The sequence below is a fragment of the Sphingopyxis sp. P1IMeth2 genome, assembly GCF_900185685.1.
Classification (GTDB): Bacteria; Pseudomonadota; Alphaproteobacteria; order Sphingomonadales; family Sphingomonadaceae; genus Sphingopyxis; species Sphingopyxis terrae_A.
Window position 1 is genome coordinate 403321 of the sequence record NZ_FYAT01000013.1, and the last position, 21208, is coordinate 424528.

Annotated in this window: 18 protein-coding genes and 1 tRNA gene; 6 read left to right on the forward strand and 13 right to left on the reverse strand. The window is 63.8% G+C overall.

Translation table 11 applies throughout. The features are described from left to right. Window positions 1–130 precede the first annotated feature (130 nt). The 5 genes from gltB to P1IM2_RS13355 form a co-directional block, all read right to left on the reverse strand. On the reverse strand, window positions 131–4657 hold the full coding sequence (gene gltB, locus P1IM2_RS13335; protein ID WP_186402755.1) for a glutamate synthase large subunit: 4527 nt from the start codon (window positions 4655–4657) through the stop codon (window positions 131–133). Window positions 4658–4686: 29 nt separating this feature from the next. Continuing rightward, entirely contained in the window at window positions 4687–5844 is a 1158-nt protein-coding gene (locus tag P1IM2_RS13340; protein ID WP_186402756.1) for a DUF2059 domain-containing protein, read from the reverse strand. 23 nt (window positions 5845–5867) lie between these two features. Then, a complete protein-coding gene (locus P1IM2_RS13345) occupies window positions 5868–7310 on the reverse strand; it encodes an NAD(P)-dependent oxidoreductase (protein ID WP_186402757.1) in 1443 nt (480 codons plus the stop codon). Window positions 7311–7468: 158 nt separating this feature from the next. Continuing rightward, window positions 7469–8269, reverse strand: coding sequence for an undecaprenyl-diphosphate phosphatase (locus P1IM2_RS13350; RefSeq protein WP_186402758.1), 801 nt, complete (start codon window positions 8267–8269; stop codon window positions 7469–7471). A gap of 194 nt (window positions 8270–8463) precedes the next feature. After that, window positions 8464–9390, reverse strand: coding sequence for a complex I NDUFA9 subunit family protein (locus tag P1IM2_RS13355; RefSeq protein WP_186402759.1), 927 nt, complete (start codon window positions 9388–9390; stop codon window positions 8464–8466). Between the two features lie 213 nt (window positions 9391–9603). Here P1IM2_RS13355 and P1IM2_RS13360 point away from each other — a divergent pair. Together P1IM2_RS13360 and P1IM2_RS13365 are read left to right on the forward strand one after the other, a co-directional pair. Continuing rightward, window positions 9604–9690: transfer RNA gene (locus tag P1IM2_RS13360), tRNA-Leu, on the forward strand. Window positions 9691–9848: 158 nt separating this feature from the next. After that, window positions 9849–11087, forward strand: coding sequence for a phage integrase central domain-containing protein (locus P1IM2_RS13365; RefSeq protein ID WP_186402760.1), 1239 nt, complete (start codon window positions 9849–9851; stop codon window positions 11085–11087). A gap of 346 nt (window positions 11088–11433) precedes the next feature. Here the strand turns inward: P1IM2_RS13365 and P1IM2_RS13370 are convergent, their stop codons facing one another. From P1IM2_RS13370 to P1IM2_RS13400, 7 genes are all read right to left on the reverse strand, one after another. After that, on the reverse strand, window positions 11434–11700 hold the full coding sequence (locus tag P1IM2_RS13370; RefSeq protein WP_066768134.1) for a hypothetical protein: 267 nt from the start codon (window positions 11698–11700) through the stop codon (window positions 11434–11436). Beyond that, window positions 11681–12340 carry an MBL fold metallo-hydrolase gene (locus P1IM2_RS13375; protein WP_066768136.1) on the reverse strand — a complete coding sequence of 220 codons (660 nt, stop codon included), beginning with the start codon at window positions 12338–12340 and terminating at the stop codon, window positions 11681–11683. The genes P1IM2_RS13370 and P1IM2_RS13375 overlap by 20 nt, the downstream gene beginning before the upstream one ends. Before the next feature lie 47 nt (window positions 12341–12387). Then, window positions 12388–12861 (reverse strand): c-type cytochrome, encoded by a 474-nt coding sequence (locus tag P1IM2_RS13380; protein WP_088185277.1) that lies wholly within the window; start codon window positions 12859–12861, stop codon window positions 12388–12390. 11 nt (window positions 12862–12872) lie between these two features. After that, on the reverse strand, window positions 12873–14111 hold the full coding sequence (locus tag P1IM2_RS13385; protein WP_066768137.1) for a molybdopterin-dependent oxidoreductase: 1239 nt from the start codon (window positions 14109–14111) through the stop codon (window positions 12873–12875). 87 nt (window positions 14112–14198) lie between these two features. Further along, window positions 14199–15353, reverse strand: coding sequence for a TDT family transporter (locus P1IM2_RS13390; RefSeq protein ID WP_229380725.1), 1155 nt, complete (start codon window positions 15351–15353; stop codon window positions 14199–14201). Continuing rightward, the gene (locus tag P1IM2_RS13395) at window positions 15350–16219 is read right to left on the reverse strand and encodes a LysR family transcriptional regulator (protein ID WP_017182152.1); all 870 of its coding nucleotides are present in this window, start codon (window positions 16217–16219) and stop codon (window positions 15350–15352) included. Before P1IM2_RS13395 ends, P1IM2_RS13390 begins: the two co-directional genes overlap by 4 nt. Before the next feature lie 77 nt (window positions 16220–16296). After that, window positions 16297–16896, reverse strand: a complete 600-nt coding sequence (locus P1IM2_RS13400) for a uracil-DNA glycosylase (RefSeq protein WP_017182153.1) — start codon at window positions 16894–16896, stop codon at window positions 16297–16299. Window positions 16897–17018: 122 nt separating this feature from the next. On the opposite strand from P1IM2_RS13400, the gene P1IM2_RS13405 reads away from it, so the two are divergent. The 3 genes from P1IM2_RS13405 to P1IM2_RS13415 are packed head-to-tail and all read left to right on the forward strand — an operon-like array spanning window position 17019 to window position 19305. Then, complete coding sequence (locus P1IM2_RS13405; RefSeq protein WP_017182154.1) at window positions 17019–17498, forward strand: hypothetical protein; 480 nt, start codon at window positions 17019–17021, stop codon at window positions 17496–17498. An 8-nt stretch (window positions 17499–17506) separates the two neighbouring features. Then, window positions 17507–17875, forward strand: coding sequence for a DUF305 domain-containing protein (locus P1IM2_RS13410; RefSeq protein ID WP_017182155.1), 369 nt, complete (start codon window positions 17507–17509; stop codon window positions 17873–17875). 29 nt (window positions 17876–17904) lie between these two features. Next, on the forward strand, window positions 17905–19305 hold the full coding sequence (locus P1IM2_RS13415) for a YncE family protein (protein ID WP_260834159.1): 1401 nt from the start codon (window positions 17905–17907) through the stop codon (window positions 19303–19305). A 156-nt stretch (window positions 19306–19461) separates the two neighbouring features. Here the strand turns inward: P1IM2_RS13415 and P1IM2_RS13420 are convergent, their stop codons facing one another. Beyond that, window positions 19462–19686, reverse strand: a complete 225-nt coding sequence (locus P1IM2_RS13420; protein ID WP_066653771.1) for a helix-turn-helix domain-containing protein — start codon at window positions 19684–19686, stop codon at window positions 19462–19464. Between the two features lie 1193 nt (window positions 19687–20879). On the opposite strand from P1IM2_RS13420, the gene P1IM2_RS13425 reads away from it, so the two are divergent. Then, the gene (locus tag P1IM2_RS13425) at window positions 20880–21098 is read left to right on the forward strand and encodes a hypothetical protein (RefSeq protein WP_186402761.1); all 219 of its coding nucleotides are present in this window, start codon (window positions 20880–20882) and stop codon (window positions 21096–21098) included. Window positions 21099–21208: the final 110 nt, after the last annotated feature.

Below are 21208 nucleotides of genomic sequence, written 5' to 3' on the forward strand. Positions count from 1 at the left end.
TTCGGAAGCGCGAAACATCAGCGCCGCACATAGCGGCCCGACGCTTTCGCGCGGCTGAATAACCTATCGTCTTGCGGCAGACTGGGGCCTTGATGCGGCAGACGTCCCCGGCGAGGGCCGGGGACACCGGCTATTCGGCGGCGACCGCCTGTGCAGGCCGGTCGCTGAGCGGATGCGCGAGACGCCCGATCATTTCCTTGGGACACACCTGCCAGAAACGCGTGCGCCAGCGATCCCAGTCGGCAAGCACCTCGGCCGACCATTTGCTGCCGGTTGCCGCCGCATGCTCCTCGACAAGTGCGCGCAAGGCGCCTTCCCAATGTGCGCTGTCGAGCCGTTGCCAGACGATCGATTCGGGATTGGCGCGGCTTTCGAAGCTTTCATCGACGTCGAGGACGAAGGCCATGCCGCCGGTCATGCCGGCGCCGAAATTCGACCCTACCGCACCCAGGATCACCGCCGTGCCGCCGGTCATATATTCGCAGCCATTGGCACCGCAGCCTTCGATCACGACTTTCGCGCCCGAGTTGCGGACCGCAAAGCGTTCGCCCGCCTGGCCCGCCGCGAGCAAGGTGCCTGCGGTCGCGCCGTAGAGGACGGTGTTGCCGACGATGCTGTTATGCTGGCTGACCAGCGGGCTCGACACGGTCGGCCGCACGATGATGCGCCCACCCGACAGGCCCTTGCCGACATAGTCGTTCGCATCGCCGAACACTTCGAGCGTGATGCCCTGGCAGAGGAAGGCGCCGAGCGACTGCCCGGCGGTTCCGCGCAGACGCACCTGCACATGGTCGTCGGCAAGCCCGGTCATCCCGAAACGCGCCGTAACTTCGGCCGAGAGGCGCGTGCCGACGGCACGGTGGGTGTTGCGGACGTTATAAGTGAGCTGCATCCGCTCGCCGCGATCAAACAAAGGTTTCGCATCGTTCAAGATCTGCGCGTCGAGGCTGTCGGGCACCGGGTTGCGGAAATTCGGTCCCTGCGAGCGGCGCTGCTCGTCGGGCGCATCAACCTTGGCGAGGATCGGATTGAGGTCGAGGTCGTCGAGATGCTCGGCACCGCGGCTGACCTGGCGGAGAAGCTCGGTGCGGCCGATCACCTCGTCGAGGCTGCGGCAGCCGAGCTTGGCGAGGATTTCGCGCACTTCCTCGGCGATGAAGGTCATCAGGTTGATGACCTTTTCGGGCGACCCCGTAAACTTCTGCCGCAGCTTCTCGTCCTGCGTGCAGACCCCGACGGGGCAGGTGTTCGAATGGCACTGGCGCACCATGATGCAACCCATGGCGACAAGGCTCAGCGTCCCGATGCCATATTCCTCGGCGCCCAGGATGGCGGCGATGACGATGTCGCGCCCGGTCTTGAGCCCGCCGTCGGTGCGCAGGCGGATGCGGTGCCGAAGGCCGTTGAGCGTCAGTACCTGGTTGACTTCGCTGAGGCCCATTTCCCACGGGGTGCCGGCATATTTGATGCTCGTCTGGGGCGAAGCGCCCGTGCCGCCGGTATTGCCCGAGACAAGGATCACGTCGGCGTGCGCCTTGGCAACGCCCGCCGCGACGGTGCCGATGCCCGCCGAGCTGACGAGCTTCACGCAGACGCGCGCCTTCGGATTGATCTGCTTCAAATCGTAGATGAGCTGTGCAAGATCCTCGATCGAATAGATGTCGTGGTGCGGCGGCGGCGAGATCAGCATCACGCCCGGCGTCGAATGGCGCAGGCGCGCGATGAATTCGGTGACCTTGAAGCCCGGAAGCTGGCCGCCTTCGCCCGGCTTGGCACCCTGTGCGACCTTGATTTCGATCTCGTCGCAGGCGCCGAGATATTCGGCCGTGACGCCGAAGCGGCCCGACGCGATCTGCTTGATGTTGCTGTTGGCATTGTCGCCATTGGCATAAGGCTTGTAGCGTTCGCTTGCTTCGCCGCCTTCGCCCGACACCGCCTTCGCGCCGATGCGGTTCATCGCAATCGCCAGCGTTTCATGCGCTTCGGGGGATAGTGCGCCCAACGACATGCCCGGGGTGACGAAGCGCTTGCGGATTTCGGTGATCGCCTCGACGCTGTCGAGCGCTATGCCGTGCGCTGGGAAGTTGAATTCCATCAGGTCGCGCAGATAGATGGGCGGCAGGTCGGCGACCCCGCGCGCGAATTGCAGATAGGTCGAATAGCTGTCGGTCGCGACGGCGGTCTGCAGCAAGTGCATGAGCTGCGCCGAATAGGCGTGCGCTTCGCCGCCCGCGCGCTGGCGATAGAAGCCGCCGATGGGGAGCGTCGTGACGCGCGCGTCGAATGCCGCCTCATGCTTCTCGGTCGCGTTGATGAAGAGCGACTGATAGCCTTCGCCCGAAATCTTGGCCGGCATGCCGGGGAAGAGATCGTTTACGAGCGCGCGGCTAAGGCCGACCGCCTCGAAATTATAGCCGCCGCGATAGGAGGAGATCACCGCGATCCCCATCTTGGCCATGATCTTCAAGAGGCCGTCGTCGATTGCCTTGCGGAAGCGCTGCAGCGCGTCGGCGAGCGCTAGGTCGCCGAACAGGCCGCGCGACAGACGGTCGGCGATCGCCGCTTCGGCGAGATAGGCGTGGACCGTGGTCGCGCCGACGCCGATGAGCACCGCAAAGCCGTGCGTGTCGAGTATCTCGGCCGAGCGGACGTTGATCGAGGCGTAGCTGCGCAACCCCTTGCGCACGAGGTGCGTGTGGACCGCCGCAGCGGCGAGCACCATTGCGACCCCGACGCGATCTTCGCCGATAGTCTGGTCGGAAAGGAACAGCTCGCTCCGCCCCGCGCGCACGGCGTCCTCTGCCTCGCGCCGGATGCGCGCGATCGCGTCGCGCAGCGTCGAGGCGTCGCCGCCGGTTGGGAAAGTGCAATCGATCTCGGCCACTGCATCGCCGAAATAGGCGCGCAGCCGGTCCCAGTCGTCGCCGACGAGCACCGGCGAATCGATGACGAGCACGTGCGGGCTCTGGCCTTTTTCGTCGAGAATATTGGCAAGGTTCGAAAAGCGCGTCTTCAGGCTCATCACATGCCGTTCGCGCAGGCTGTCGATGGGCGGGTTGGTGACCTGGCTGAAGTTCTGGCGGAAGAATTGCGCGACATGGCGCGGCTTGTCGGAAATGACCGCGAGCGGCGTGTCGTCGCCCATCGAGCCGATCGCTTCCTTCGCATCCTCGACCATCGGCGAAAGGATGAGTTCCATATCTTCCATCGTGAAGCCGGCGGCGACCTGGCGGCGCAGCAGTTCGGCGCGGTCAAAGCCCGGCAGGCTCGACTTGCCGCCCTTGGGCAGGTCGGCCATCGTGCGGAAACCCTTCACGCGCGCCGCATAATCGTGCGTTCCCGCGATCTTGTCCTTGATCGCGCGGTCTTCGTAGAGAGTGCCTTCGTCGAGGTCGACGGCGATCATCTGGCCGGGGCCGAGGCGACCCTTCTTGCGGATGCTCGCCTCGGGCAGCAGCACCATGCCGCTTTCAGAGCCAACGACGAGCAGATTGTCGGCCGTCAGCGTGTAGCGCAGCGGACGAAGTGCGTTGCGGTCCATCCCCGCGACTGCCCAGCGGCCGTCGGTCATCGCGAGCGCGGCTGGGCCGTCCCACGGCTCCATCACGCTTGCGAGAAAGTTGTACATCGCCTTGTGCGCGGCGGGCATTTCTTCATCGGTGGCCCAGGCTTCGGGGACCAGAATCAGCTTTGCGGTCGGCGCATCGCGGCCCGCGCGGCATAGCGTCTCGAACACTGCGTCGAGCGCTGCCGTATCGCTGGCGCCAGCCGGGATCACCGGCTTGATGTCTTCCGAATGTTCGCCGAAGGCGAGGCTCGCCATCTTGATCTCGTGGCTTTTCATCCAGTTCTTGTTGCCGCGGATCGTGTTGATCTCGCCATTATGAGCGAGGGTGCGGAACGGCTGGGCGAGCCACCATTGCGGGAAGGTGTTGGTCGAATAGCGCTGGTGGAAAATCGCAACCCGGCTCTCGAACAGCTTGTTCGCAAGGTCGGGATAGAAATCCGCCAGGCTCTCGGCGAGGAACAGTCCCTTGTAGATGATCGATCGCGCAGACAGGCTGCAGATGTAGAAATCGGCGATCTGCGCCGCAATCACCTTCTTTTCGATGCGGCGGCGGACGAGATAGAGCTGCTTTTCGAATTCGTCGATAGACTGCTCCTCGGGCAGGGGGCCGGCAATCATGATCTGTTCGATTTCGGGGCGCGTGCGCTGCGCCTTGTCGCCGATCACCGACACGTCGACCGGAACCTGGCGCCAGCCATAGATGGTGTAGCCCGCGTCGATGATTTCGGATTCGACGATCGTGCGGCATGCTTCCTGCGCGCCCAAGTCGGTGCGCGGCAGGAAGATCATGCCGACGGCGAGGCGGTTCGGCAGCACCTTGTGCCCCGATGCCGCGATCGCATCGTCGAAAAAGCGCTCCGGCAGGTCGACATGGATACCCGCACCATCGCCCGTCTTGCCGTCGGCATCGACGGCGCCGCGGTGCCAGACGGCGCGCAGCGCCTCGATCGCCGCCTCGACGACGCGGCGCGAGGCCTTGCCGTCGGTCGCCGCGACCATGCCGACGCCGCAGGCATCGGACTCGAGGTCGGGGCGATACATGCCGTCTTCGGCAAGCCGCTGGTGATCGGGGGTGGGGTAATGGGTCATGTCTTGGTTCCTGCCGGAATGGGCGTGGGTCAGGTCGAAGGCTTGAGCCGCTTGCGCGCGTTGGCGACGGCTTCCTGTTCGGCGTCATAGGCGGCCGAGGATGCCTTGTCGGCCTCGGCCTCCAAATCTTCTACCTTCTGCAGATCGGCGGCCGACCAGTTGCTGCGATCGTAAGCCTCGTCATAGTCGCCGGCCGCGTCGGCCGTCGCCGCGGCTGCATCCGCGGCGTCAGCGGCCGCGTCTGCGGCATCGCCCGCTGCATCGACGGCATCGACCGCGGTAGCGTCCGTGGTCATGTCGTCGTTCCACATGTCGCGGTTCTCCTTGAGCGTCTTGACGTCGACTTTCATCAGCTTGGCAAGCTTCGCCAGCTCGGCGTCGGTGAGGTCGCTCATCGCCTTTTCCTTGGGCAGATCTTTGAGCTGGCCTTCAAGCTCGGGGCCGCGGTCGATGAACTTGTTGATCAGCGGCGGCACGGCCTTGACCATCGCGATCATCACTTCGGGATCGGCCTGCAGCGACATCCATTCGGCGCCATAGGCCTGGCCCGTCGGGGTTGCGAGAAAGGCGTTGAGGTCGCCGAGCTGCTGCGCGCTGAACTTGCGCGCGTAAGCGCGGGCGAGGCCGTCGCGCATCGGCGGCTCGAGATCGCCGAGCGCCTCGCTGATCAGCGGCTTGATCACCTTGTTGATCTGATCCTCGCGTTCCTTGCGGTGCGGGTCGAACATATCGGCGATCGCGGTCTTGCTCGTCGCATCAAGCGCGGCAATCTTCTCGCTATCGACGCCCGTCTTGATCGAGAGCATCAGGTCGGACATGCTGCTCGTCTGATCCATGAAGGCGCGAAACAGCTTGCCGTACATATTGTCGAGCATCTTCTCGATGCTTCCCGCCGGGATCAGCGCGTTCGTCGTCTGCTGCGCGAGCGCGAGCTGCGCCGGATCGACCGGCGGCAGCTTGTCCACCTCGAAGATTTTTTCAATGAGCGCGATCGCCTGATCGATTTCCTTCTGCATCTTCGCCTTGGCATTAGCGAGCGACTGCTCGCTGTCGGGCTCGCTTTCACTCTCGGCGGGCATTGCAACGGTGACTGCCTCGGCAATCGGCGCTTCCTTGGGCGCCGCATAGGCGTGGGCAGGCGTCAGCGCCACGGCGCCAGCGAGCAGCAGATTTTTGAACGTCGACATTTTGAAATCCCTTCCCCTGTTGGTCAGGCTGCCTTCTTTTCGCTTTTCGCTTTCGCCTTCAACCATTTCGACATCTGTTCGCTGACATCGCGGCCGTCGCGGATGCCCCAGACGACCAGGCTGGCGCCGCGGACAATGTCGCCGGCGGCAAAAACGCCGGGAAGGCTGGTCATCATCGTCTGATGATCGACGCGCAGCGTGCCCCAGCGCGTGACCGACAGATCGGGCGAACCGAACAGGTGCGGCAATTCCTCCGGATCGAAGCCCAGCGCCTTGATCACCATGTCGGCGGGCAGGTCGAAGGTACGGCCCGGATCGGGTTCGGGGCTGCGCCGGCCGCTTGCGTCAGGCGCGCCAAGGCGCATCCCGGCAACCGCGACCTCCTTCACATGCTTGTCGGCGGCAAAGCTTTCGGGGGCGGACAGCCAGACGAACTCGACGCCTTCCTCTTCGGCATTGGCGACTTCGCGCTGCGATCCCGGCATATTCTCGCGGTCGCGGCGATAGAGGCATTTCACCGATTTGGCGCGTTGGCGGATCGCGGTGCGGACGCAGTCCATCGCGGTATCGCCGCCGCCGATGACGACGACATGCTTGCCTTCGGCATTCAGGCTGCCGTCGTCGAAGGCCGGGACCGCATCGCCAAACCCTTTGCGGTTCGACGCGACCAGATAATCGAGCGCCGCGATCACCCCCTCGGCGCCATTGCCAGGGACGTTGATCTCGCGCGCCTTGTAGACGCCGGTGGCGATCAGCACCGCATCGTGGCGCCGGCGCAGCTCATCCAGCGTCGCATCACGCCCGACCTCGAAGCCCTGATGGAAATGGATGCCGCTTTCCGCGAGCCGGTCGACGCGGCGCATCACCACATCCTTTTCCAGCTTGAAGCCGGGGATGCCATAGGTCAGCAGGCCGCCGGCGCGGTCGTGCCGATCGTAGACATGCACCTCATGCCCCTCCGCGCGCAGATATTCGGCGGCGGTCAGGCCCGCGGGCCCCGCGCCGACGACGGCGACCGACTGGCCCGTTGCGGGGCCGACATGGACGGGTTCGACCCATCCCTCGGCCCAGGCGGTGTCGGTGATATATTTCTCGACGCTGCCGATCGTCACCGCCCCGTGACCCGAAAATTCGATCACGCAATTGCCTTCGCAAAGGCGGTCCTGCGGGCAGATGCGGCCGCAGATTTCGGGCATGGTCGACGTTGCGTTCGACAGTTCATAGGCTTCGCGCAGCCGTCCCTCGGCGGTCAGGCGCAACCAGTCGGGGATATGATTGTGGAGCGGGCAGTGGACCGAGCAATAGGGTACGCCGCACTGCGAACAGCGCGACGCCTGATCGTCGGCTTCCGGCTGCGCGTAGCGCGCCGCGATTTCGTTAAAATCGCGCGCACGTTCGTCGGCCGAGCGCTTGTCCGGATAATGTTGTTCGCGCCCCACAAATTGGAGCATGCGTTCGGAAGCCATGCAAAATCCCCTTCGTTGAAGCGCGGATGCATGGCGGGAGCGCCGCTGTCACGGACATTTTGTGGAATAAGACAGTTATGCTGACCTAAAAATTAGGGGTTTCAGTTGACGGATGCGCGGACACGCAATTAAGTTTCGCAATTAGTAAAATATCGGACCTATCGCATGGTGAGCCAGATAAGCGCCGCGCCGCCGACGATGATTCGATACCAGGCGAACGGCGCGAAGCCATAGCGCGTGACTACTGCCAGAAACGCCTTGATGACCGCCCATGCGACGACGAACGACACCGCGGCGCCGAGCGCGATCAGGCCCATATCGTTCGAGGTGATCGCATCGCGATGCTTGGCGAGCTGCAGCACCGTCGCGCCGGTCAGCGTCGGCAGCGCGAGGAAGAAGCTGAATTCGGCGGCGGTCTTGCGGTCTACGCCCATCGCCATCGCCCCCATGATCGTCGCGCCCGAGCGGCTGACGCCGGGGATCATCGCGAGGCACTGGACCAGCCCGACCATGATCGACTGGCGCAGCGTCAGCTTGGCGACCCCGCCACTCTCCTTCGGCTTGGCGAGCTTTTCGACCAGCAGGATCGCGAAGCCGCCGATCACCAGCGCCCAGGCGACGACGACGGCATTTTCCAGCAACGTCTCGATATAGTCGCCGAACGCGAGCCCCAGCACCACCGCCGGAATGAAGGCGACGAGCAGATTGCGCACAAAGGCGATCGCCACCGGATCGCGCCGGAAAAAGCCGATGAACATGTCCCAGAATAATTTGCGATAGAGGACGACGATCGCAAGGATCGCCCCGGGCTGGATAGCGATATTGAAGATCGCCCATTTCGACGCGTCATAGCCGAGCAATTCGGTGGCGAGGATCAGATGCCCGGTGGACGAGACGGGCAGGAATTCGGTCAGCCCCTCGACGATGCCGAGGATGATCGCGGTCAGCCACAGGCTCATCGTCCGGCCTCCACGCGCAGGAGAAGGGCGGGGCGGGGCGATGCGGCAAACTGGATCATGGACTTCCCGAAGCTGGAGATGACAAGCGAAGGGGCGCCCGCGCGGTGCCGGACGCCCCTGTCCTGATGTTGAGACCTACGCAGCGCGGACGGATTTATCCAGCCGCTAATTGCGCCTGTCGTCGCGCGCGCGGCTCAGCGGGCCATCGCTGCGAAGCGGCCATGGCGGCGATACTGGACGAGCCAGCCGTCGGCGACGTCGGCCAGCGCGGTGGGGGCGATGCCCAGCGCGGCAAGGCCGTTGGTTCCGCTGACGATATTGTCGTGCTGCAGCATCAGCCATTGATCCTTGGTGATCGGAGCGCCCGGCGCCCAGCCGAAGCCGCGCGCCAGAAAGCCCGACACGGTATCGGGAATCTCGACGAACAGGCGGTTCCGACCGATCGCTTTCGCAATCCACTGCTGTAGCTCCAGCATGGTGAACTGCTGCGGACCGCCGAGCTCGAGCGTCTGGCCGGGGGTATCGAGTGCCGCGACCACCGCATCGGCGACGTCGCCGACATAGACCGGCTGGAATTTCGCCTTCGGCGCGATGACCGGCACCGCAGGCAGCGCGCGGATGAGGCCCGCGAAGCGGTTGATGAACTTGTCCTCGCGGCCGAAGACGATGGACGGACGCAGGATCGCTGCGCCAGCGAAAGCGGCGCGCACGGCGGCTTCACCGTCGCCCTTGCTGCGGCCATAGCCCGACGCGCTGGCCGGATCGGCGCCAATCGCCGAGATATGGACGAGCGCTTTCGCACCCGCCGCCTTTGCTGCGGCCGCGACATGGCTGGCGCCGGCGGCCTGGACCGCCGCCATATCGGCAAAGCTGCCGACGAGGTTAATCGCGGCGTCGCTGCCCGTCGCGGCGCGGGCGACGCTGCGGGCATCGCGCACATCGGCGGCGACGAACTGCGTCTGGCCCAGCCCGCCGAGCGGCTTGAGAAACACCGCCTGGCGCGGGTCGCGCTGCGCAATCCGCACGCGCGCGCCGCGTGCCAGCAGCCGCTGGACGACATAGCGGCCAAGAAAGCCGCCGCCGCCGAACACCGTGATCAATTGCCCGCTCAGATTCTGCATCACCCTTGCCTGTCTTGCCGATTCTCGAAGCCGGACGCCGCAGCGTCCCTCGCGTCCCCATGCCGCGAAGCGCCCGACGGGGCAAGCGCGAAGGGAAGGGCAGGGCCCGCTAGCGCAACAAAACCGCGCCTTTGAAATAAAATTTGCCGCGGGGCGGGCCGACGCGGTTGACAAGCCCGCCGCCCCGCCGCTAAGCGCCCGCTCCTACCCCGTGCCCAGATGGCGGAATTGGTAGACGCACCAGCTTCAGGTGCTGGCGATCGCAAGGTCGTGGAGGTTCGAGTCCTCTTCTGGGCACCATCGCTTCCTCCGGACATGTCCATAAATGTCCGGAGAAGTCCCCAAAATCAAAGGTTTTTGACGGCTTGCGCGTCCACCCGCATCCGGTCAAATTCGTTGCAATTGACGGTATCCGACGGTATTTTTGACGGTATCGAAACCGACAAAAAGGTGGCGTCATGCTTACCGATCTGGCCGTCCGAAAGGCAGTTGCACGCGAGAAGCCCTACAAGCTTTCCGATGGGGGCGGGCTATACCTGCTGGTCACAAAGGCCGGTCAGCGATGCTGGCGCGTCGATTATCGTTTCGGGGAGAAGCGGGCCACCGCAGCCCTTGGGGTCTATCCCACCGTTTCGCTGGCCGAGGCGCGGGCCAAGCGGCTGGAAATCAAGAAGCAGATTGCCGATGGCATGAACCCGTCGGCCAAGCGCAAGATCGACAAGATTACCGGGCCGCTGGCCAACGTGAACAGCTTTCAGGCCGTTGCCGAGGAATGGCTCGACAAAGCCCGCCGCGAAGGCCGCGCGGAAGTTACCTTGGGCAAGCTGAAATGGCTGCTGGAGTTCGCCCACCCCATAATTGGCGCACGCAAGATTGGTGAGATCAAAGCGCCCGAATTGCTGGCGGTCCTGCGCGCGGTTGAAAAGCGCGGCCACTATGAGACCGCGCGGCGGCTGCGCAGCACCTGCGGACAGGTCTTCCGCTACGCCATCGCCACCGGGCGCGCAGACCGCGACATTTCAGCTGACCTGCGCGGCGCGATCACTGTCCCCAAAGTCACCCATCGCGCGGCCATTACCTCCCCGATGGAGGCCGGTGTGCTGCTTCGGGCAATAGACGCCTATTCGGGCTATCCCGTCACCCATGCGGCCCTGCGCCTCGCGCCTCACGTCTTCGTGCGTCCTGGCGAGCTCAGGCACGCCGAATGGACCGAATTTGACCTGACCAAGAACGTCTGGACCATCCCCGCCGAGAAAACCAAGATGCGCGTCGCCCACCGCGTCCCACTGACCCGGCAGGTGCTCGCCATCCTGGAGGAGCTGCGCGAGATCAGCGGCAACCGCCGCTACCTCTTCCCGGCCCAAGGCAAGCGGGATCGTCCCATGTGCGAAAACACGATCAACCTCGCCCTGCGGCGCATGGGGTTTGATAGCAAGACGATGACCGCTCACGGCTTCCGCGCCATGGCCAGCACGTTGCTGAACGAGCAGGGCCACTGGAATCCCGACGCCATCGAACGCCAGCTTGGCCATGCCGAGACCGATGACGTCCGCCGGGCTTATGCGCGCGGTGAACATTGGGAAGAGCGGTTGGCCATGATGAAAAGCTGGTCCGACTATCTCGACCAGCTCCGATCAGGCGCGAAGATCCTGCAAGGCAGTTTCCGCAAGCCGCCTAGCGCCGCGATTTCTGGATAAGGCGGCGCAGGCTCAGGCCGAACCGACCCGCAGATAGTGCCGCCTCCATACGTCTGGATTCGACCACTTCCAGAAGTTCGCAGCCCGGCGCGTCAATGGCCGATCCTGTCGAAACCTGCCATTTCCGTTCCAGTGAGCGGTCTCGCAGCGGTGCGCTCAAGATGAGCGCTCAATTGGAGTCGTCGATCCTACAACCCGCCATACGGTCATCGTGCAAAGATCTTGATAATTTAAGAGTTCGGCAGCCGGTCGTCTGCGCTAATGCTTGGAATGATCGGCTGTACGAGGGTTATTTTAGGGGCCCGACGTGGCCCTTGCGCTACCCTGTGTGCACTAGGTGATCCGATCACTGGGCCGCCGCTTTACCGATCCCCCGGTAGCGCTCAAGCCAGTGAGCATAAGGCGCAGGGAGCACCCATGATGGCCGGTCCTTGCCGAGCGCCTGGGCCGCGACATAGGGATAATGCGGATCGGCGAGATGCGCGCGCGCGACCATGACGAGGTCCAACTGGACTTGCTCGATCGCCGCATTGGCGATCTTCGGATCGTCGATGCACCAGGCCGTCGCGACCGAAAGGCCGGTTTGTCGTCCGTCACAGGTCGAACCCGTCACCGGGCTGCTGGAGGCGGTGGAAGGTCATGCCAGCCTTCTCGAAATAGGGCTCATAGGTATCGTAGCGCTGCGTCAGGAACCAGTCGCGGGCATAGCCATCGTGGACCGGGAGCACATGGCTTGGACGCATGGACCTGGCGAACTCGTGGGCGCCGATCTCGGTCAGGAACGGCGCCATCACCGGCAGCGCCAGCGCGTCAATTCCAGCAAATTGGCGGAGCCGTTCATCGAAGCTATCGCCGGGATTGAGAAGGCGATCATTGACGACAAATGCCAGGACGGCCGGGATTTCTTCGGCGAGGATCGGCTCATGGCGCACCGGCAGGGCACGGACCGTGAATGGTCCAAGGTCGAGCCCTTCTTCTCTTACCTCGCTGACGGTGAAGCCCTGGCTGCGCAACGTGGCTGCGACCTTGTTGCCTCCGAATATCCGCGGTTCGCCATCGCCGACGATGGTGCGTAGCGCCTCGCCGTCGAGATGATCGGGATGGCCGTGCGTAAATAGGATGAAATCCACGTCGCTGAGGTCGCGAGGATCGACACGCCGATCGACGAACGAGAATTTGCCTGGGTCGAACAACAGCCGCTTGCCCTGGAGCGTCAGCCTCAAGCAGCTATGGACGAATTTCTCGATACGCATCAGGCGCCTCCTTCATCCGATCAACGCGGCGCGCGGCGATAAGTCACTCAGCCAGTCCCGCCCGGCGCGTCGGGAGCGCCCTGACTTCCGGATTCCTTGCCGGCCGGCGCCCCGCTGCCCTGCTTCGCGCTCAGCGCGGTCAGATAGTCGACGATCGCTGGAATATCCTTTTCCGAGACCGGTGCCTTATAGACCTCCTTCATCTTGGTGACCGTCGCCTTCCACTGGTCGGCCGTGAGCGCGGGCTGGGTCAGTGCCATGCTGGCCGAATGGCACGAGGTGCAGTTGGCGTTGATCACGTCGGCGTGCGGGCCGTCGGGATATTGCTGGTCGTCGATCGGCAGGTCGACCGTGTCCGACGTGAGCGCGAACCCGCCAAAAGCGATGCTCGACGGTGCCGGGCCGCTGGGTGCGGGCGGCGGTGGGGGCACGTGGCTGCCGGGCGGGCCGATCGCGATCAGGACTATGGCCGCAAGGCCGATCGCACCGAAGGATAGCATGCCGATCGAAGGGACTTTCATCTCGGCTCTCCTCAGGACGCAGTGATGTTGGTGGTTTCGATATTGCCGCGCATGAACCCGCCCGGGTTCCAAATTGGCGCCATCGGCTGCGCGACCCCGTCCGTGTTCCAGCAGCGCGACATCAGCCGGACATTTCCGCGCGCCGCCAGCGGCACCTGCGTGTCCCAGCGGCGGAAGCTGTACTTGCCGTGATCGGGACCGAGCCGGGTGTGATACCAGGTGCGGCCGCCATCGGTGGAGACGTCGACCTTGGCGACCCCGCAATCGCCGCCCATGGCGATACCACCGAGCGGGATCGTTCGATCATATGCGATGGCCTGGCCTTCGCCGAGACTGGTGACCCAGGACCGCGGGATCATCCGGTTGATCGGGACGGTCGGGAAGTCCTTTGCGCCCGGCTTCACATTGGCGCCCGGGGTCGCCGGGATCTTGTAAGCCTTGGCCATCCAATATTCGTCATCTGGGCCGGGCAGCACCTCGATGTCATTGAGCATCTTGACCCAGTAGGTCGAATACCAGCCCGGCACGATCAGCCGGCAAGGGAAGCCGTTCAGCAGGGGCAATTGCTCACCGTTCATGCCGAAGGCGATCATCACCTCGCCGTCTCGAGCATGGTCGATGTCGAGCGCCTTCTCGAAATCGGGTGCGCCGGCAACGACGGGCTGGTCGAGGGCGCCGAAGCGCACCTGCACCGCGCCGGGCTTTACGCCGGCATAGTCGAGGATGTCGCATAGCCGGACGCCGAGCCATTTGGCGTTGCCCATCGCACCATTGCCCCATTGTGCGCCGGGCACGCGCGGCTGGAACAGGCCGCGGCTGTTGCCCGAGCACTGATTGACCGCCGCCATCTCGACGCGCGGCAACCGGAGCAGCTGCGCAAGGCTGATCGAAAGCGGTCTATTGACGTGGCCGCGGACGGTGAGCCGGAAAATATCGACATCGATCGAGGTCGGGATGTCGGCCCAGTGCCAACGCACGAAAAACTGGTCGTTGGGGGTGAAAACGTCGCGGTCGAATACCTCCATCGGAGTTTCGAGCAGCGGCGGGTGCATGCGCTGAAGGATCATGCTGCCTTTGCCGGGAAAGGCGCTGGTCATCGGCCGCCCGGCATTGCCGCCGGGAAGGTGCAGGTCGACGAGGCTCTGCGCGAGTGCGGGGCCGGCAGCGAGCGCGGCGCCGCCGAGCGCGGCCTGACCCAGAAAGCGGCGACGACTGCTTTCGGCGGCGAACCAAGTGTCGAGCTTGTCCATGATAGCATTCCCTTCTTCGGGCGAACGTGGCCGATCCGGCTCGTCGAGCCAAGCGATCGGATTTTCGATTTTGATCGCCTCAGGCGATCAGTTGGGTGTCGCGATGCAGGGCGATACGAAGAGGTGGCCCTTCCACGCGCCGGCGAGCGTCTTGGCGGCGACCACCACCCACATCATCGCGAGGGCAAGGGTGAGCACCGTCCCGACGATCCCGAAGAAGGCGAGGTCGAAGGTCGTGCCGAGGCGGAAGGTCGCGACCGTGTAGACGCCAAGCGGGAAGGTATAGCCCCACCAGCCGAGATTGAACGGGATCCCGGCGCGCCAGTAGCGCCAGGTGATCAGCATCGCGAGCGCCAGCCACCACAGGCCAAAGCCCCAAAGCAGCAGCCCCGCGATGCTACCGAGACCCTGGGCAATGCCGGCAATTGAGGCGAGACCGTGCGCCGAGAGGATCGCTGGCGCGTCAGCGCCCAGCACGAGCATTCCGAGCGCACCGGTGCCGATCGGGCCGAGCGAGAGCCAGCTCGACGCGGCCATCCCCTCGTGCGGCAGCTTGTGCAGCGCCATGCGAAGGATGAGTAGCGCGAGGATACTGAAGGCGACCGGCACCGAATAGGCCCAGAGCACATAGGAAGTGAGCAGCGTCACGAATTGCGCATGCGGATCGGCGAGATGTGGCGCCAGCAGCCCGCCGCTCGCCGCCGCCACCTCTGCCGCGACCACCGGGAGCAGCCAGACGGCGGTCATGCCGTCGAAGCTGTGCTCGTGACGGGTGAACATGAAATAGGGAATGACGACGCCGCAGGTCACGGCCACCGCGACATCGATCCACCACAGGACATGCGCTACACCGACGATGCCGTCGCCGAACCGGGCGATCCCAAAGGCGAGGCAGCCGTTGATGATCGTGGCGAGGCCCATCGGGATGGTGCCGATGAACATCGACACCGTGTTATGGCCGAAGATCCGCCGTGCCTCATGGCCAAACATTATCCAGCGCGCCGAATAGAGGCCGGTGAAGAGCGCAAACAGCGCGATGTTGAAAAACCACAACGCCTCGCCGACCGGCTTCAATGCCGGGCCGATGCCCGGCACCTGCGGTAGCGCCAGCGCGAGGATGCCGGTGCCCATGGTCGCGGCGAACCAGTTAGGGGTGAACTGGCGGATCATCTCGCGGGGATGATCGAGGCGCGAGAGTGGACGCAGGCCGCCGAGCACGGGCTTGAGGTCGCCGGTCATCATCCATGCTCCTTCACGAGATCGGTCAGCGCGTCGGCCGCTTTGGTGCGGTAACGCTCCTTGTGGCGCAGCGCTTCGAACGGCCGTGCGGGCAGCCCAAGACCCAGGTCATGCAGATGCCCCGCCGCCAGCGCCCTGCGCACGACGAGTTCGGACAGCACTGCCACCCCGGCGCCGGCTTCGACAGCCGAGCGAACCGCTTCATTGGACGGCAGGGTCATGCCGATGCGCAGATCGGCAGGGTCGACGCCGCGGTGGCGCAGCACCTCCTCGAAGGTCGAGCGCGTGCCCGATCCCTGTTCGCGCACGATCCAGTTGGCCTCGCGGACCCAGGTTTCATCGACATTTCCGGTTGGCTCTGCGCCGACCAGTAACATCCGGTCCTCGGCGACTTTCCAGTGCGCAAGTGCCGGCTCGTCGACCGAACCTTCGACAAAGCCAAGTTCGGCCGTGCCGTCGAGCACCTGCGCAGCAGCACCGTCGGTGTTGTCGATCGCCAGTTCGATGCCGATCAGCGGATGGCGACGATGAAATTCAGCGAGCCGCGCAGGCAGCCAGTAGCTGGCGATGGTCTGACTCGCGACGATCCGCAGCGTGCCGCGCTTGAGACCACCGAACTCCGCCAGCGCCAGCCCGGCGCTCGCGGCCCGGCCGAGGACGGCGCGCGCCTCGTCCAGAAACATGCGACCCGCCTCGGTGAGCTCAATGCCGCGCCCGACCCGATGAAATAGCGGCACGTCGTGGCGCGCTTCGAGCGCGGCGATGGCGGCACTCGCCGCCGACTGGGTGACGTTGAGCGCCTCGGCGGCGCGGGTCATATGCTCGCGCTCGGCGACGCCAACGAAAATACGAAGCTGTTCGAGGGTCATATCGATCTCCTGCAGGGATCAATAGACCGGCGCGATAAATCGTTCCAACTTGTTGATTGGATCGTTCCAATCGTCATTCACGATTGGTTGAGCAGGGCCGCTGCTTCGCTGAACGCCGCGCGAAGGCGATCCATAACCTGAGGACTTGTACAGACGTTGGCCGGGCTGGGATGCGGCATCGGCATGACCTTGATCGAAGCATCATGCGCCGACACGAGTTGTCCGGCCTTGGTCGCCACCCGGCCGGCCAGCAAGCAGACTTTCAGCTTGGGCAGCAGCGCGAGAAGCCCGGGGAGCGTGGCCAGCCCGGCATCGATCTCGGCTTTGCGCAGGGTGCGATTGCGGGCACCGGGTGGATGCATGATCCAAGGCACGGTGTTCCAGAGTACAAAATCGGACCGGTCGATGCCGGCCTCGTCGAGATAGCGCCGCAGATTGCGGGCGGTCCCGGACGGATTGTCGCGCGACACGAAGCGGGTGCGCTCAGGCCCGGGACCGGGGGTTTCGAGAAGCAACAGCAGCCGGGCGTCGACCCCGCCGTCCGCCGGGTCGAAATGCGGCACAGGTCTGCCGTCGGCCAACAGCCCTTCGCGCCAGCATTCGAGCTGTGCGACATGCGCATCCGCCAAGGACTGCCGCCGTCGCTTGATCAGGTCGGGGTCGTCGAGCCAGGCCATTCATCTCCATTCGTGATCGGAACGACAAATATCATCGGTTGGATCGATGACTAGCAACGCGCCACCTTGGTCACAGTTACAGCAATGCAGCAATGGCAGCGCTGTCGATCAGGAGATCCGACATGGCAACGCGCATTATGGAGAGCGAGTTTCAGCCCAAGGAAGTGGTGGAAGAACCGACGCGACCGGCATTACGCTTGGTCCGATCCGATGATCCATACGCCGAACTGGAGCGACCAGCGCCCGGCGTCGCCAGTCGCGGGGTTCATCCTAATGTGCTCGTTGCGCTGGTGGGGTTCTATGCAATAATGGTCGGGTCATTCTGGGCCTTCTTCGCACGCGATGCGGCAGCGGCAGGTGTCCTCGTCGTCGTGACGCTGTTCACGGTCATGTATTTCTCGCTGATCGTCGGCGGTATCCTCCTCGCTGACAGTGCTGCGCCGGGCGAGCGGCAGCGCAGCCTTGGCGAGTTCCTGCGCGGCCCGGTCGAAATCCTCGCCGGGACGATCAGCGGCCGCGAGGCGACGATGCAAATATTGCTCCTGCCGGCGGCGATGATGACACTGGCTGCCATCATAGGCGTTATCGCGAGACTATCATGAGAAGGGGCATGCGCTTGAAACTGATACTGGGCCTTGCCGGCCTCGGCCTCGCGGCATCCGCAGGCGCACTCGCAGCGGCGCCTCAGGACTTCGCCACCGACATGGCCGCCGCGATGGAGCAGATGCATCATGAGATGATGGTCGCGCCGTCCGGTGATCCGGACCGCGACTTCGCGGCGATGATGATCCCGCATCACCAGGGCGCAATCGAGATGGCACAGGCGCAACTGCGCTACGGCAAGGACGAACGCCTGCGCCGTCTCGCGCAGGGCATCATCGTTGAACAGCGTCAGGAGATCGCGGTCATGCAGGCGATCCTTGCCGAGAAGGGCGCACCGCCGAGTGTGCCTCACCAGCATCAGGGAGACGGAAAATGATTACGAATCACCTCAAGATGGCGTTTGCCATGTCTGCCCTCGGCCTGCTGGCGAACCCCGCATCCGCGCAGCAGGTGCCCAATGCGACGCCCGACCGGCCGATCAGTTCGCAGGACCGCTTCTATACTTCGGACCAGTTTTCCAACACGGTATCGGTCATCGACCCATCAACCAACCGACTGCTCGGCGTCATCAAGCTCGGCGATCTGACGCCCGCCAATCTGAGCCCACTCTACAAGGGTCAGCTTCTGGTCCACGGCATCGGCTTCTCACCCGATGGCAGGACGCTGGCGGTGATCTCGATAGGGTCGAACTCGGTGACCTTCATCGATACGGCCACCAACGCGGTCAAGCACACCGCCTATGTCGGCCGCTCGCCGCACGAGGCGTTCTTCCGTCCCGACGGGCGCGAGGTCTGGGTCAGCGTTCGCGGCGAGGACTATATCCAGGTGCTCGATGGCAAGACGTTCGAACCCACCACGCGCATCACCGTCCCGAACGGCCCGGGCATGACGATCTTCTCGCCCGACGGCAAATACGGGTACGTTTGCTCGAGCTTCTCGCCCGAGACGGTCGTGATCGACACCAAAGCCAAGAAGGTCGTCGGACGTGTCGCCCAAGCTAGCCCCTTCTGCCCCGACATCGCCGCGACACCCGATGGCAGGCAGGTCTGGCTGACGCTCAAAGATGTCGGCAAGGTAATGGTGTTCGACGCCAAGCCGCCGTTCGCTGTCCTTAAGACGATCGACACCGGCCCCATCACCAATCACGTCAACATCGCCCGCACGTCGCGCGGACAGTTCGCCTATGTGACAGTCGGCACGCAGAACATCGTCAAGGTGTTCCGCACCGACACGTTCGAACAGGTGGCGACAGTTTCGGTCGGCGCGCTGCCGCACGGGTTATGGCCTTCGGGCGACGGCACCCGCATCTATGTTGGGCTGGAGAATGGCGACGGCGTTGCGGTCATCGATACTGCCACCAACCGCCTGCTCACGACCATCCCTATCGGTCAGGGGCCGCAGGGCGTCGCCTATGTACCGGGCGCGGTGCCTTCGGGCGACGGCATGGCCAATCTGGTCCCGCTCGATATGGCCAGCGGCAAGGTCCAGTTGACCCTGTCAGGCCAGGGCCAGAGCCAAGTCACTTTGTTCGATCAGGGGCAGGTCCAGATCCTGCAGGCCGCCGTCGCCGGCCTGCCGCCCAAGCAACCGTTCACGCTCGGACTGGCGACCAAACCCGACGGGACGGGTGCGATTCAACCTCTTGCCAAGTTCATGACCAATCCGGCCGGCGCCGCCATCGTCAACGCCGTCGGGCCGATCCGCCAGATTGTCGCGGATGCTGCCCCGGCCGAGCGCCGTTATTTGGTCATTCGTGCCGGTGATCCGGATTCGCAGGGCGCGGTAGTGCAGAAACAAGCCCATTGAAGCCCGCGCGCCGCTGGCTACCAATTGTGCGCAGCGGCGTTTCATCGCTCTTCGACTCTCCCTAGTTATTGAAGGGAAGCTCATCGACGTCCGCGTTTACCTAAAGCCGTCGGGCACCGTCTAACCTGCTAACGACGGCTTTGTCCCACTAGCCGCCTAGCGCCGCGATTTCTGGATAAGGCGGCGCAGGCTGGCAACGGTGATGAGTGTTGACGCGCCGATCTTGACGACATCGACCTCGCCCGCCGCGATCAGCTCATACAGCTTCGACCGGCCAATTCCTGTCAGCTGTACCGCGACCGGGATACGCACGGTCAACGGCTCCAGCGGCAGTTGCGGGGTTTCCGGTATGGCGGCATTTTTGGGCAGGGCGCGGGGCATGAACTTCGCTTTCGTCAGATGGATTTCGTGCGCGCCATATTGCCTGAAGCGGAGGCAGCTCTCTATCGCCGCCTCTGCGCCTGGCTACTCCTCGCAGCCCAGCGCAGACAAACAGGCTGCCGGAAAGTGGGGGACAGGTAGGGAGGCTTGCGGCGGGTGTTCCGCTTCCCGGCCAAACTTCATCAAAGCAGGGCATTTCGTGCCCATCGCAGGCAAGCGTTGCTTGGCGGCCTTTAGGTGGCTGCGGAATACCATCGGCGGAATCGGCAAGGCAGCAAGATTCGGACTGTTTTGGAGGGCGAGATAAAAGAGGTGCCAGCACTCGGTTGTTAAGCAGATGAGTTATTAGAGCTTTTCCCTATGGCACCGAATTTCCGGTGCCATACGCTCCCGTTGAAACTCCCGGATCTCAGCCCTGAAACGGTATGGCACCGCCCAAAATCGACAGATTGCGCCGCCGGAGGCCGAGCGCCGCCATCGCATCACCGCCCCATCACGGGCACCCATCGCACTCGGCCTATCGTTGACCGAACCGGATCGAGCACAAACGCCCAAAAATCAGCGGTGCCAGACGATAGCGCCGCAGATTTCTGCGCTTTTGCGCAATATCGTATGGCAGCCTTCCTTCGGTGCCATACGAAATTCCTCAACTGAACCAACCACATAAGGGTCAGGGGCTGGCACTGCTTTTATCTTGCCCTCCACACCCTACGCCAGACTACTCACCGGAAACACGCTGGTCTTCACTTGCTGAAAATGCTTTCCGCAAAATTTCGGTCAGTTTTGTCGGGAAAATGGATGCCCCCGCTCGGAGGCGTCAGATCGACAAATCGGCACCGATCGCGCAACCTTCGGATCTAAGTTTGCGAAGGGATTCGATGACCTTCAGGCATTGCTTTTCTGAAGGATTTTTCATCGGAACAGATGCAGCGACGCGCAGAATTCCCAGCTCGGTTGGCGAAAGCAGTTTTCGCGACTGACCCCATCCACTCATTTGCTCCCAAAGCTGCCCTCCGGCAGAAACCACTATCGATTGCGCCTCGATGCCGTTCAGCAGTTTCTGATCTTTGATGCCATCGCGCTTGCCTGCCTCGATGTGATCTTTGCTAATCAGCTCATCCAGCCACGCAGCAGGCCAATCGACGTCGATTGCTTTGACCCTCGCCCAGCACGCATGTTGCTTTCCCCACTCGGTGACATTGCTGATCCCTGCGGGCGGTGAGGCGATGCTGCTCTATCCTCATCACGCCAGCCTTGGCAGTGAGGCGCTGGATGCAGGTTACGGCATGATGGAAGGCGATGAACGCCTGCGGATTGCAAGCGTTGATCTGGTGGTTGGCAAAGGTGCGGTCGTGCAACAACTGGCGGCGCTGATTGCACCTGCCATGGCTGCTTCGTTGGCTGCGGCTTGATTCGGTTTTTCGCCGTTCTCAGGCAGGAAATTGTCGGCGGGTCGCAAAATAAATTTTGGTGTCGCGGATTGATCCGAAATAGACCGTCCGCAGCGATTTGAGTCCTCATT

Coding starts and splice junctions, on each gene's coding strand:
- P1IM2_RS13355 (WP_186402759.1), bottom strand. CDS start 9,390: ATGCAGAATCTGAGCGGGCAATTGATCACGGTGTTCGGCGGCGGCGGC.
- P1IM2_RS13395 (WP_017182152.1), bottom strand. CDS start 16,219: ATGACCCTCGAACAGCTTCGTATTTTCGTTGGCGTCGCCGAGCGCGAG.
- P1IM2_RS13405 (WP_017182154.1), top strand. CDS start 17,019: ATGGCAACGCGCATTATGGAGAGCGAGTTTCAGCCCAAGGAAGTGGTG.
- P1IM2_RS13420 (WP_066653771.1), bottom strand. CDS start 19,686: ATGCCCCGCGCCCTGCCCAAAAATGCCGCCATACCGGAAACCCCGCAA.
- P1IM2_RS13400 (WP_017182153.1), bottom strand. CDS start 16,896: ATGGCCTGGCTCGACGACCCCGACCTGATCAAGCGACGGCGGCAGTCC.
- P1IM2_RS13385 (WP_066768137.1), bottom strand. CDS start 14,111: ATGGACAAGCTCGACACTTGGTTCGCCGCCGAAAGCAGTCGTCGCCGC.
- P1IM2_RS13380 (WP_088185277.1), bottom strand. CDS start 12,861: ATGAAAGTCCCTTCGATCGGCATGCTATCCTTCGGTGCGATCGGCCTT.
- P1IM2_RS13350 (WP_186402758.1), bottom strand. CDS start 8,269: ATGAGCCTGTGGCTGACCGCGATCATCCTCGGCATCGTCGAGGGGCTG.
- P1IM2_RS13340 (WP_186402756.1), bottom strand. CDS start 5,844: ATGTCGACGTTCAAAAATCTGCTGCTCGCTGGCGCCGTGGCGCTGACG.
- P1IM2_RS13415 (WP_260834159.1), top strand. CDS start 17,905: ATGTCTGCCCTCGGCCTGCTGGCGAACCCCGCATCCGCGCAGCAGGTG.
- P1IM2_RS13365 (WP_186402760.1), top strand. CDS start 9,849: ATGCTTACCGATCTGGCCGTCCGAAAGGCAGTTGCACGCGAGAAGCCC.
- P1IM2_RS13410 (WP_017182155.1), top strand. CDS start 17,507: ATGCGCTTGAAACTGATACTGGGCCTTGCCGGCCTCGGCCTCGCGGCA.
- P1IM2_RS13375 (WP_066768136.1), bottom strand. CDS start 12,340: ATGCGTATCGAGAAATTCGTCCATAGCTGCTTGAGGCTGACGCTCCAG.
- gltB (WP_186402755.1), bottom strand. CDS start 4,657: ATGACCCATTACCCCACCCCCGATCACCAGCGGCTTGCCGAAGACGGC.
- P1IM2_RS13345 (WP_186402757.1), bottom strand. CDS start 7,310: ATGGCTTCCGAACGCATGCTCCAATTTGTGGGGCGCGAACAACATTAT.
- P1IM2_RS13390 (WP_229380725.1), bottom strand. CDS start 15,353: ATGATGACCGGCGACCTCAAGCCCGTGCTCGGCGGCCTGCGTCCACTC.